Source organism: Variovorax sp. 350MFTsu5.1 (genome assembly GCF_048302515.1).
Taxonomy (GTDB): Bacteria; Pseudomonadota; Gammaproteobacteria; order Burkholderiales; family Burkholderiaceae_C; genus Variovorax; species Variovorax guangxiensis.
The window spans coordinates 321436-333936 of the sequence record NZ_CP157620.1; the positions used below are offsets into that span (position 1 = coordinate 321436).

Consider the following 12501-nt stretch of genomic DNA (forward strand, 5'->3'; position numbering starts at 1 on the left):
AGACAACCCCCATGGCCAGAGTCGTTCGAGCCCACACGCCACTGGACGAGAGCCAGCTGCTGTTCCGCTCGATGCGGGGCACGGAGGGTTTGTCGCAGCTTTTCGAGTTCGAGGTCGACCTGCTGAGTCCGAGCGCGTCGCTGGATCTGAAGGCAATGCTCGGCAAGCCGCTCGCGCTCGAGATCCAGACGGCGGTGGCCGGTTCGCCGCGCTTTCTCAATGGCCAGGTGGTGCGCTTCGCCGCGGTGGGGCGCGAAGGCGGCACCTCGCGTCACACGGTCTACCGCGCCACCGTGCGCCCGTGGCTCTGGTACCTGACGCGGTCGAGCGACAACAAGATCTTCCAGGGCAAGTCGGTGGTCGAAGTCATCGAGGAGGTGCTCTCCGACTACGGCTTCGCCTACGAGAACAAGCTCTGCGAGAACTACCGGCAGTGGGAGTACTGTGTGCAGTACAACGAGAGCGACTTCGCCTTCGTGAGCCGGCTCATGGAACTCGAGGGCATCTACTACTACTTCAAGCACGACAGGAACCAGCACACGCTGGTGCTTGCCGACGACCTGAGCGCGCACCAGCCGATGCCTGGGTACGAGACCATCGATTACTTCGCGGCCGACCGCGACATCGACGAGGACCTGGAGGTCATCCGCGAATGGCAGCCGAGCGAGGAGATCCGCTCGGGCAGCTACACCGTGAACGACTTCAACTTCACCACGCCCAAGGGCGACCTGTCGAACGTGCGGGCCCTGCCGAGGCAGCACGATCACGCCGACCACGAGATCTACGAATGGCTGGGCGACTATCCGTCGCCCGGCGACGGCGAGCACTACGCGCGAGTGCGGCTTGAAGAAGTGCAGGCCCTGGCGCAGCGCAGCGCCGGCCATGCCACCGTGCGCGGCATGGCCCCCGGCTACAGCTTCAAGATGCGCAATTCGCCGCGCGGTGAGGACAACCGGGAACACCTGATCGTTGCCGTGTCCTATGCCTTGCGCGAAGGCGGCTACGCAACCGGCGCCGAATCGGGCGGGTACGACTTCAACTTCGTGGTGCAGCCCACCACGCTGCCGTTCAGGGCGCCACGCCAGACGCCGCTGCCACGCACTGGCGGGCCGCAGACCGCAACGGTGGTGGGGCCCGAGGGAGAAGAGATCTGGACGGACGAATACGGTCGAGTGAAGGTGCAGTTCCACTGGGACCGCTACGGGCAGCGCAACGAGAACAGCTCGCGCTTCGTGCGGGTGTCGCACATCTGGGCGGGGGAGCGTTTCGGGGGCGTGTTCACGCCGCGCATCGGCCAGGAGGTGGTGGTGGACTTCATCGGGGGGCGGGTCGACCGGCCGGTGATCGTGGGGCGCGTGTACAACGCCGACCAGATGCCGCCGTTCTCGCTGCCAGGCGAGGCGACGAAGAGCGGTGTGGTGACGCGCTCGAGCAAGGGCGGTTCACCGGCGAACGCGAATGCGCTGGTGTTCGAGGACGCAATGGGCGCCGAGCAGGTGCTGCTGCATGCCGAGCGCAACCTGGACACCGAGGTGGAGGCGGACGAGACGCACACCACGGGCGCGACGCGCACCACGCTGATCAAGGGCCATGAGTCGGCGACCTACGAGTCGGGCGAGGAGCGGCACATCACCGCGGGTGCGGTGGAGACCATCGACGGCGGCGAGGAGCGCACGGTGACGGGGGGTGCGACGGAGACGGTGAGCGACGGCGAGAAGCGCACCATCACCGGCGGCGCGACGGAGATCATCACGGGCGGCGAGACCCGCACGGTGAACGACGGCATCGTCGAGACCGTCAACGGCAGCGTGCAGCTGACGGTGAACGGCAGCACGATCCGGCTCGTGAGCGGTTCGGACATCCGCATCGTGGGCGGCGGGCGCATCGAGATCGTCAATGCCGTCGACACCAAGATCGTGCTCGGTCCCGATACCACGGTGGTCACCGGGCCCAAGATCGTGGACGCCCCCACGATCGTGCACAACTCGACCAACTACACGCTCAACACGAGCAACTACACGCTGAACGCCAACGTGATCGTCTACAACGTGCCGGACCACACGGTGAACACGGATGACCACTTCCACTGGCGAGAGACCAACTATCACGCGTCGTGGGTCAAGAAGTCCCAGTTCACGGCGCAGGCCTACGACTTCTATGCCGTCAAGGTGATGCTGTCGGTGGGGACCTTCACTTCGATCAACGGGCTCTTCGTCAACATGGCGGTGGTCAACTCCAACGAGAACATCTGGCAGAAGAAGATCGCGTTCGCCGACCTGAAGATCGTGGGCAAGCACCTGTCGAAAGGCGCCCTGCGCCTGGCCTACGGGGCATTCTGGGTCCGCACGAACTGAGGCGCGGGGCGCTCTAAGAAGAATCCGCCGGCAGCTTCCGGCGTAAGGGCAGGGCAGGAGCAGAAAGAGGACAAGGAGACATTCATGGCCAGAGTCGTACGCGCGCATACCCCCCTGGGGGACGATCAGCTGCTGTTCCGCTCGATGCGGGGCACCGAGGGGTTGTCGCAGCTGTACGAGTTCGAGGTGGATCTTCTGAGCCGGAATCCCACGGTCGACCTCAGGTCGATGCTGGGAAAGCCGTTGACGCTCGAGATCCTCACCGCCGGGCAGGAGCCGCGGTTCCTGGACGGCCATGTGGTGCAGTTCTCCGCGATCGGCCGCGAGGGCGACACCGAGCGCCATACCATCTACCGGGCGTCGGTGCGGCCCTGGCTGTGGTATCTCACGCGTTCGAGCGACTGCAAGATCTTCCAGGACAGGACGGTGGTGGAGATCCTCGAGGAGGTGCTCGGCGGCTACGGCTTTCCGGTCGAGAACAAGCTGTGCGGCAGCTACCGCCAGTGGGAGTACTGCGCGCAGTACAACGAGAGCGACTTCGCCTTCGTGAGCCGGCTCATGGAGCTCGAGGGCATCTACTACTACTTCAGGCACGAGAACGGCCGGCACACGCTGGTGCTCGCCGACGACCTGAGCGCGCACGAGCCGCTGCCCGACTACGACTGCATCGACCATTTCGCCACCGACCGCGACATCACCGAAGACATGGAAGTGATCCGCGAGTGGCAGCCCGCCGAGGACCTGCGAAGCGGCCGCTACGTGGTGGACGACTACAACTTCACCACGCCCAAGGGCGACCTCATCAACGTGCGCAGCCAGCCTGGCGACTACGATAACGCCGACCACGAGATGTACGAATGGCTCGGCGACTACCCGTCCGCCGGCGACGGCGAGCACTATGCGCGCATGCGCCTGGAAGAGGCGCAATCGCTGGCAGTGCGGAGCGCGGGCCGCTCCACGGTGCGCGGCATGGCGCCGGGCGGCAGGTTCACGCTGCGCAACGCCCCGCGCGGCGACGACAACCAGGACTACTTGGTCGTGGCCGTGTCGTACGCGCTGCGCGAAGGCGGCTATGCGAGCGGTGCGCAGCAGGGCAATTACGACTTCGACTTCGTCGTGCAGCCGGCGGACAAGCCCTTTCGCGCGCCACGCCAGACGCCGCTGCCGCGCATGGCCGGGCCGCAGACCGCAACGGTGGTGGGGCCCGAGGGAGAAGAGATCTGGACGGACGAATACGGTCGAGTGAAGGTGCAGTTCCACTGGGACCGCTACGGGCAGCGCAACGAGAACAGCTCGCGCTTCGTGCGGGTGTCGCACATCTGGGCGGGGGAGCGTTTCGGGGGCGTGTTCACGCCGCGCATCGGCCAGGAGGTGGTGGTGGACTTCATCGGGGGGCGGGTCGACCGGCCGGTGATCGTGGGGCGCGTGTACAACGCCGACCAGATGCCGCCGTTCTCGCTGCCAGGCGAGGCGACGAAGAGCGGTGTGGTGACGCGCTCGAGCAAGGGCGGTTCGCCGGCGAACGCGAATGCGCTGGTGTTCGAGGACGCGATGGGCGCCGAGCAGGTGCTGCTGCATGCCGAGCGCAACCTGGACACCGAGGTGGAGGCGGACGAGACGCATACCACGGGTGCGACGCGCACCACGCTGATCAAGGGGCACGAGTCGGCGACCTACGAGTCGGGCGAGGAGCGGCACATCACCGCGGGTGCGGTGGAGACCATCGACGGCGGCGAGGAGCGCACGGTGACGGGGGGTGCGACGGAGACGGTGAGCGACGGCGAGAAGCGCACCATCACCGGCGGCGCGACGGAGATCATCACGGGCGGCGAGACCCGCACGGTGAACGACGGCATCGTCGAGACCGTCAACGGCGACGTGCTGCTGGTGGTCAACGGCACGGCCGTGCGGCTGGTCACGGGTGCGGACATCCGCATCACGGGCAGCGGGCGGCTGGAGATCATCAATGCCCTCGACGGCAAGCTAGTGATAGGGCCGCACCTGACGACGGTGACCGGCACCAAGACCGTGTCCGCGCCGACGATGACCTACAACGCCACCAACTACATCATCAACACCACCAACTACACGTTGAATGCGAACGTGTCGGTGTTCAACACGCCGAGCCAGACCAGCAATGCGGCGGACCAGTCGTGGCTCTACAAGCTGTGGAACGGCATCACCTACAAGCGCTTCCGGCTCTTCCTGCGGGCGACCGACGTCTATGGCGCGAAGGTGCAGCTCTCGGCGGCCAACACCATGCTCAACGTCGTGTTCGCGAACTGGTCCCTCCAGTTCATCATCGACGCGCCGATCGCGATGAAGACCCTCACGAAGGAGCGCCACATCTTCGGGCTGAAGATCGCACAGCCGTCGGGCATCAAGTTCACCCTCAACAAGGCCACGAACCGGAAGTGAAGAGCCGATCCGCCGAAGCCGCAGGAAAGGAAAGCCGCCATGGACAGAATCGTCCGCGCCCATACCCCGCTGGGTGACGACCAGCTGCTGTTTCGCTCGATGCGAGGCAGCGAGGGACTGTCGCAGCTCTTCGAGTTCGAGGTCGAGTTGCTGAGCGCCAACGCCTCGATCGATGCGAAGTCCCTGCTGGGCAAGCCGCTCGCGCTCGAGATACGGACCGCGGGCGCCCCGCGCTTCCTGCACGGCCATGTCTCACGCTTCACCGTGGTGGGGCGCGAGGGCGGAAGGACTCGCCACACCATCTACCGCGCGACGGTGCGTCCGTGGCTCTGGTATCTAACCCGGGCGAGCAACAGCCGCGTGTTCCAGGGCAAGAGCGCGGTGCAGATCATTGCAGAGGTGCTGGACGCCTACGGCTTCGTGTTCGAGAACCGGCTCTGCGGCGACTACCGCGCCTGGGACTACTGCGCGCAGTTCAACGAGACCGACTTCGCGTTCGTCAGCCGGTTGATGGAGCTCGAAGGAATCTACTACTACTTCAAGCACGAGAGGAACCAGCACACGCTGGTGATGGCCGACGACATCTCCGGCCATGACGAGTTGCCCGACTACGGCTGCATCGACTTCTTCGCGGCCGACCGTCCGATCGGGGACGACCTCGAGGTCGTCGATGCCTGGCAGCCCAGCGCCGAGCTGCGCACCGGCAGCTATGCGGTGGGCGACTTCAACTTCACCATGCCCAGGGCCGACATGTTCAGCGTGCGGAAGTTGCCGATCGGCGCGAGCCAGGATGGCCACGACATGTACGAGTGGATGGGCGATTACGCAGCGCCGGGCCAGGGCGAGCATTACGCGCGCGTGCGGCTCGAGGAGGCGCAGGCGCTGTCGGAGCGCAGCGACGGCCATGCCACCGTGCGCGGCATGGCGCCCGGCTGGCGCTTCACGATGCGCGGCGCGCCGCGCGATGCCGACAACCGCGAATACCTGCTGGTGTCGGTGGCGTACGACCTTCGCGAGGCCGGCTATGCGAGCGACGAGGGCCGGGGCCGCTACAGCTTCGGATTCGTGGCGCAGCCCGCGGCCCTGCCTTTCCGTGCGCCGCGTGGCACGCCGATGCCCCTAGCCACCGGGCCGCAGACTGCCACCGTGGTCGGCCCGGCCGGACAGGAAATCTGGACCGACGAGTACGGCCGCGTGAAGCTGCAGTTCCGCTGGGACCGCCAGGGGCAGTCCAACAAGGACAGCTCTGCCTGGGTGCGCGTGTCGCAGGCTTGGGCCGGGGACGGCTTCGGCACGGTGCACGTGCCGCGCGTGGGCCAGGAGGTGGTGGTCGACTTCATCGGCGGGCGCGTGGACCGGCCCATCGTGATCGGGCGTGTCTACAACACCGATTGCATGCCGCCCTTCGACCTGCCAGCGGAAGCCACCAAGAGCGGCATCGTGTCGCGCTCGACCCCCGGCGGCACACCCGCGGACGCCAACGCCATCGTGTTCGAGGACAGGATGGGCGCCGAGCAGGTGCTGCTGCATGCGCAGCGCAACCTCGACACCGAGGTCGAGGCCGACGAGACCCACACCACCGGCGGCACGCGCACCACGCTGATCAAGGGTCACGAGTCTTCCACCTTCGAGTCCGGCGAGGAGCGCCACATCACGCAGGGCGCAGTGGAGACCATCGATGGCGGAGAGACGCGCACCGTGACCGGCGGCGCGATCGAAAGCGTATCGGACGGCGAGAAGCGCACCATCACCGGCGGCGCCACCGAGATCATCAGCGGCGGCGAGCGGCGCACGGTCACCGGCGGCATCGACGAGACCGTCAACGGCGACGTGATCGTCACCGTCAATGGCGCGGTGCTGCGCCTCGTGACAGGTGCCGACATCCGCATCACGTGCGCGGGCCGCGTGGAGATCATCAATGCCATCGACGGCAAGCTGGTGCTCGGTCCCGACAACACGGTGGTCACCGGCCCCAAGACGGTTACCGCTCCCGACATCACCTACAACAGCACGACGTCCGAGATCAACGTGACGAACTTCAAGCTCAACGCGACCGTGAGCGTCTACAACACGCCCACCCAGATCATGAAGGGCGACACCGACAACTGGTGGCAGCGCATGCTGATGGAGGGCACCAAGCGCCAGGCGCTCGCCTATGCCTGGAGCTTCGACCGGTATGGCAACAAGATGCAGTTCTCGGGCATCAACTGGCTGATCCAGAGCCTGTTCGTGAACATCTCCGGGGTCAACTGGCTGGAGGCCAAGTACAGGCCCAAGCTCAAGGCGCTGAAGAGGAAGAAGAGCGTCGTCACCGCCAACGCCGGCGGAACCGAATCGACCAGCACCGGGCTGGAGAACAACACATGAGGCGCGCGCCCCCCGGCTGCGCAATGCCCCGGATCGAAAGGATGCTCGCATGCAGTGGGCCGACATCCTCGGCATGAGCGTCGGGGACCTCGTGGCGCTGGCCGCCGTCGTGCTGGCCGTGCTGCTCATCGGCGGCAGCGTGGTCACCAGCGCGCGCTTTCGCGGCGAGGAGAAGCTGTGGGAGCAGCTGCGCGCCCATGGGCGGCGCACCGAGGCCGAGATCCTCGGCATCGCGCGCCCGCCCGACCGCCTCATCATGCGCGGGCGTCATGCGGCCGACATGGCCGCCGCGGAGCTGCGGCTGACGTTCAGCGACGCCGCCGGCCAGCGCCGCGACGCCAGCGTGCGCACCTTCATCGACACCGAGCTGATCGCCAACTTCACTGCGGGGCGCAAGGTCCACGTGGTCCATTCCGACGACGAGCCGCCTCAGGTGGCGATCGACCGAGATCGCACGCAACTCGAGATACCCAGTACCGACTGATGAAGATCATCAAGCCGCTGCGCGTCAGCATGCTCACCCGCCCCTTTCCGAAGGACCAGCGCCACTGGCTTTCGATGACCGCGATCGCCATGGCGGACGGCCTCGCCGCCGACGCGCGCCTGGTGCCTGAGCCCGAGATCTGGAAGACCCTCGCCGCGGAGCTCGGCAACGACTTCGCCTTCGATGCGGGCATGCCCAAGGCCGGACCCGAATTCCTCGTCACGGGCAACGCCTACACGCACCACCAGCAGGACAAGACCCAGTGCGCAGTCTCGGTGCAGCTGCAGGGCCGGCGCAAGACGCTGCACGTATCGGGCGACCGGTTCTGGCTCGACGGCCGGGCTACCGCGCCGCAGCCCTTCGATGCGATGCCCATCGACTGGCGCCATGCCTTCGGCGGACCCGGGCATGCGGAAAACCCCGTCGGCATCGGTCTGCACGACGAGGTCGTCAACGGGCTTCGCACGCGGCGCCTGCCGAACATCGAACTGCCTGCGCAGCGCCTGAACCGGCCCGACGAGGTCCGCGCGCCCGCGGGCTTCGGTGCCCTGGACGAAACCCGTCCCTCGAGGGCGGTGCGCCTCGGGCGCAACTACGACGAGCATTGGAAGCAGCACCTGTTTCCCGGCTATGCCTCCGACATGGATTGGCGCTACTTCAACGTCGCGCCCGAAGACCAGTGGCTCACCCCGGCGGAAGGCGGCCTCGAGGGCGCCGCGTTCGAGATCGTCAACATGCACCCGGTGCATCCCGTGCTGTCGGGACGCCTGCCCGACTGGCGCGTGCGCGGCTTCGTGGTCCGCGGCGCGCATCATCCGCGCCCGTTGGACGGCGCGGCGCTGGAGGACTTTCCGCTCGCCTTGAGCACGGCCTGGTTCTTTCCGCACTTGGAACGCGTGGCCCTGATCTTTCACGGCGTGACGCCGATCGCCGAGGACGACGCGGCCGACATCAGCCATGCGATGGTTGCGCTCGAGGAGGGCGTCGAGGCGCCGCTTCCGCTCGAAGGCTACCGGGAGACGCTGGTCACGCGCTGCGAGTCGGAAGACCGCGCGCTCTATTTCATGCGCGACGAGCAGCTGATGCCGGAGCGCATCATCGGCCCGTGGCCGGATCTCGACGCGGCGATGCCGCCGCCGAGTCCGCTCAAGCGCAACATGCAGGCACGCGCGAAGCAGCTGAGTGCCGAGCTGGACGCGAAGGCCCGCGCGGCCGGCGTGGACACTTCCGAATACGAGAAGGCCGTGCCCGCCGACCCAGCCTTGCCGACGCTGCGCGAGCTGCCCGCCTTCATCGCGAAGATGCGCCAGTCGATCGCCGACCAGCGCCGCAAGCTCGACGAGGCCCGCGAGGAAATCGACCGTGCGGCAAAGGCCAATGCCCCCGAGTCGCGCAAGGCCGGCTTCGACACATCCACGTTCGTCGCCGAGGCCGCCTCGACGAAGCCCAAGGGCCCGCCGCGCTTCGACATGTGGCCGCGCGTCGAGCGAATGGCGAGCGACAACCATGCGGGCGGGGCGACCCCGATGACGGCCGAAGCCAGGGCGCAGATGAAGCGGATGATCGAGGGGGCGGACGAGAAGCTGCTCGCGAACTACCGGCGCACGGCCCAATACCAGGACGCCGCCGACCCCATGCCCTCGGAAGCGGCGCGACGGGTGCGCGAGCAGGTCGCCTCCATCCTTGCGGGCTCGCGCGATTTTTCGGGCATGGACCTGACAGGTGCCGATCTCTCCGGCATGGACCTGCGGGGCACGCGCTGGCACGAGACCCTGCTCGAAAGCGCGGACTTCACCGGCAGCTGCCTCGACGACGCCGACATGTCGCAGGCGCTGCTCGTGCGTGCCAGGTTCGTGCGCACTTCGCTGCAGGGCGCGAACTTCGCCAAGGCCAACATGGCGCTTGTGCATGCCGAATCGGCCGACTTCAGCCGGTCCCGCTTCGACGGAGCCACGCTCGACCAGCTCCATGCGAGCGGCTGCGATTTTGCGGAAGCGGCCATGGACAACCTGGTGCTGAGCCAGGCGCGCATCGAGGGCTGCAGCTTCGAGGATGCCAGGCTCTCGGCCGTCGATTTCGACGACGGCACCGAACTGCGGGTGGTGCGCTTCGACCGCGCGCGCCTGTACAAGGCATCGTGGATCGAATGCGCGGTACAGGAGCTGAGCTTCATCGGCGCACAGCTCGAGACCTGCGACTGGACCGACACCCGCTGCGATGGCGGCATCGACTTCTCGGCAGCGCGGATCGACAGCACCTGCTTCGTGGGCGAGGCGGTGCTGCGGCATGCCTGCTTCCGCGATGCTTCGCTGGTCGACTGCAGCCTGCGCGACGCGCGGCTCGACGAAGCCGACTTCACGCAGGCGAAGCTGGACAACAGCGACTTCTCGAACGCATCGATGCGCGGCGCCGTGCTGCACCGTGCGGACGCCATGAACTGCATGTTCGTTCGTACCGACCTCACCGCGGCTTCGCTGGTGGACATCAACCTCATTGCCGCGAACCTCGACAAGGCCGTGCTGGTTTCGGCCGACTTCCTTCGGGCCAACCTGTTCCAGGCCGACCTCGGGCAGTGCCTGATCGACGATACGACCCGCTTCGACGAGGCCTACACCGAGCAGGTCAAGACGGTGCCACGGCGCAAGCCCGAAGAGAAGACCGCATGACACCCACGCGATTGCAGGCCATGGTCAAGGGCGGACAGGAGATCAGGGAGCGGTCGCTGCGCGGCCTCGACCTGCGCGGGCTCGACCTCTCCGGCGGATTGTTCGCGCACAGCGACTTCACCGGCGTCGAACTGGAGGGCGCCAATCTGGAGGGGAGCGTGTTCGACGAATGCCGGTTCGAGGGCGCCGCCCTCGGCTCCTCCAACTTGGCCGACTGCGTCTTCAATGCCTGCGAGGCGGCGGACGCCGGGCTGGACGATGCCGTGCTCCGGGACGTGACCTTCCATCGCTGCGACCTGTCGGGCGCGAGCATGCAGCGCGTGGATGCCGGCGTTGCCAGCTTCGATCACTGCGCGCTCGATGGCGCGTCCTTGCGCGGTGCCGTGTCGGAATCGCTGATCTTCTACGGCTGCACGCTCGAGCGAACCGATTTCACGGGCACTGCGCTGCCGAAGGCGACCTTCTACCAGGCCGACCTGCGCACCGCTGTGTTCGCCGGCTGCGACTTCGACAAGGCCATCTTCACGGAGTGCGACCTGTCGGGGCAGGTGCTGCGCGGGCTGCGCTTCGAGTCATGCCAGTTCACCGACGCCGATCTTCGGCACTGCGACTTCGAAGGCGCATCGCTCGCGCGCTGCAACTTCAAAGGTGCCCTGATGGAAGGCGCCAACCTGCGGCGCGTCCAGGCGCAGCAGTGCCTCTTTCCGTTCGTGCAGTTCGCGGGCGCGGCCTGCACGGCCGGCGTCTTCACGCAGAGCATCTGGATCGACGCAAAGCTGGAGAAGGCCGATTTCTCCTCGGCCGACCTGGAGCAATGCATCTTCCACCGCGCGCGCTGCGGCGAGGCCCGCTTCACGCAGGCCCGGCTCACGTATGCGGATTTCTCCTACGCGGACCTGCACGACGCCGACTTCCACGGTGCTACGCTGATGCGCACCAAGGTGCACCGTGCGCTGCTCGAAGGCACGCGCATTCCCGACCCGGGCGGCCTGCTGGCGAATGAGCCCGAACTCTTCGCGGCCGAGGAGTTTTCCGCGCGCCGCCGCTTCGAACCATTGACGACGACGAAACGAGGTTCCTCATGACAGTCGCTTCGCTGAGAACAACACACAGGCCCGCCGCGGCCGTCGAGGGCCCGCCGCCTGCGGCTGCGGCGGGCGGGGTGGTCAACGCGCTGGGCGTGGTCGCCTCGGTGCTGCCGGGCGGCATCTACGGCGTCGAGAGCGACGGCCGGGTGCTGCGCTGCCTGCGCGCTGCCAGCTGCCTGCTGCGTCCGGAGATCGGCGACATGGTGCTGGTCAGCGGGCCCGACGAACGCCGCCTTTATCTCACCGCGGTGGCCGAGCAGGCCCAGCCCGGCGTGGCGCGCGTCGAAGTCGATGGCGACCTGATGCTCGCCTCGGCCCGTGGGGCGGTCAGCATGGAAAGCGCCACGCAGCTGAGCCTGCGGGCAGGCCATGGCACCACATTGAGCGGGCCGCAACTCGAGATCGACGCGGACGAGGCGCGCTGCCGCATCGGCCGGCTCGACTACAGCGGCGAGGAAGCACGGGCGACCGTGTTCAGCATGCGGGTGATCGGGCGTGTGTACGAGGTCGTGGTTGACCGCCTGGTGCAGCTGAGCAAGAGCGCCTTCCGCATGACCGAAGGCATCGACCAGGTGCAGGCCGGCCAGATCGACTACCGCGCCAGCGAGATGACCCGGCTGCACGGCAAGAACACCGTGATCACGGCGCGCGATCTCGTCAAGGCAGACGCCAAGCAGATCCACATGGGCTGACCGCATTCCGGAAGCCGCAAAGAACCCGCAAAGGAGAATCCGCATGTTTGCCAACTGCCAGCTCATGGGCATCGACATCGCATTTCCCGATGTCTGCAAATCGCCCGTAGTTCCCATTCCGTGGCCGAACTTCGCGCTGGGATGCACCGCCATTCCGAAGGCCTGGAACATCCTCTACCTGTGCACGCCCGCGCACAACCTCGCGACCACAACCCCGCTGACCAACGGCGACAACGCCGGCGTGGGCCTGGGCGTCGTGGTGCCGCGCGTGATGTCGGAGTCGCGGCACACCATCGGCGCGTTCACGCTGCGCATCAAGGGCTCGCCGCAGACACGCGTGACCAGCCTCACGCGCCAGAACGGCGGCAACGCCTTCGGCATGCGCATCGTGCCGAGCCAGCCCAAGATCCTCGTGCTGGCGGCCTGAGGCGA

The 12501-nt window shown here is 67.1% G+C and carries 8 protein-coding genes; all 8 read left to right on the forward strand.

The annotated features are described in order from the left end of the window. Positions 1-11 precede the first annotated feature (11 nt). On the forward strand, positions 12-2354 hold the full coding sequence (locus ABL843_RS01395) for a type VI secretion system Vgr family protein (protein ID WP_418118723.1): 2343 nt from the start codon (positions 12-14) through the stop codon (positions 2352-2354). A gap of 84 nt (positions 2355-2438) precedes the next feature. Beyond that, on the forward strand, positions 2439-4772 hold the full coding sequence (locus tag ABL843_RS01400; RefSeq protein WP_184640466.1) for a type VI secretion system Vgr family protein: 2334 nt from the start codon (positions 2439-2441) through the stop codon (positions 4770-4772). A 39-nt stretch (positions 4773-4811) separates the two neighbouring features. After that, on the forward strand, positions 4812-7139 hold the full coding sequence (locus ABL843_RS01405) for a type VI secretion system Vgr family protein (protein WP_418118724.1): 2328 nt from the start codon (positions 4812-4814) through the stop codon (positions 7137-7139). Between the two features lie 49 nt (positions 7140-7188). Continuing rightward, complete coding sequence (locus ABL843_RS01410) at positions 7189-7623, forward strand: hypothetical protein (protein ID WP_126022481.1); 435 nt, start codon at positions 7189-7191, stop codon at positions 7621-7623. Then, positions 7623-10289 (forward strand): DUF2169 family type VI secretion system accessory protein, encoded by a 2667-nt coding sequence (locus ABL843_RS01415; RefSeq protein WP_418118725.1) that lies wholly within the window; start codon positions 7623-7625, stop codon positions 10287-10289. The genes ABL843_RS01410 and ABL843_RS01415 overlap by 1 nt, the downstream gene beginning before the upstream one ends. Then, positions 10286-11374 (forward strand): pentapeptide repeat-containing protein, encoded by a 1089-nt coding sequence (locus ABL843_RS01420; RefSeq protein ID WP_418118726.1) that lies wholly within the window; start codon positions 10286-10288, stop codon positions 11372-11374. Before ABL843_RS01415 ends, ABL843_RS01420 begins: the two co-directional genes overlap by 4 nt. Further along, positions 11371-12069 (forward strand): DUF3540 domain-containing protein, encoded by a 699-nt coding sequence (locus tag ABL843_RS01425; RefSeq protein ID WP_418118727.1) that lies wholly within the window; start codon positions 11371-11373, stop codon positions 12067-12069. Before ABL843_RS01420 ends, ABL843_RS01425 begins: the two co-directional genes overlap by 4 nt. Before the next feature lie 43 nt (positions 12070-12112). Continuing rightward, positions 12113-12496 (forward strand): DUF4150 domain-containing protein, encoded by a 384-nt coding sequence (locus ABL843_RS01430; protein ID WP_126022479.1) that lies wholly within the window; start codon positions 12113-12115, stop codon positions 12494-12496. Positions 12497-12501 lie beyond the last annotated feature (5 nt).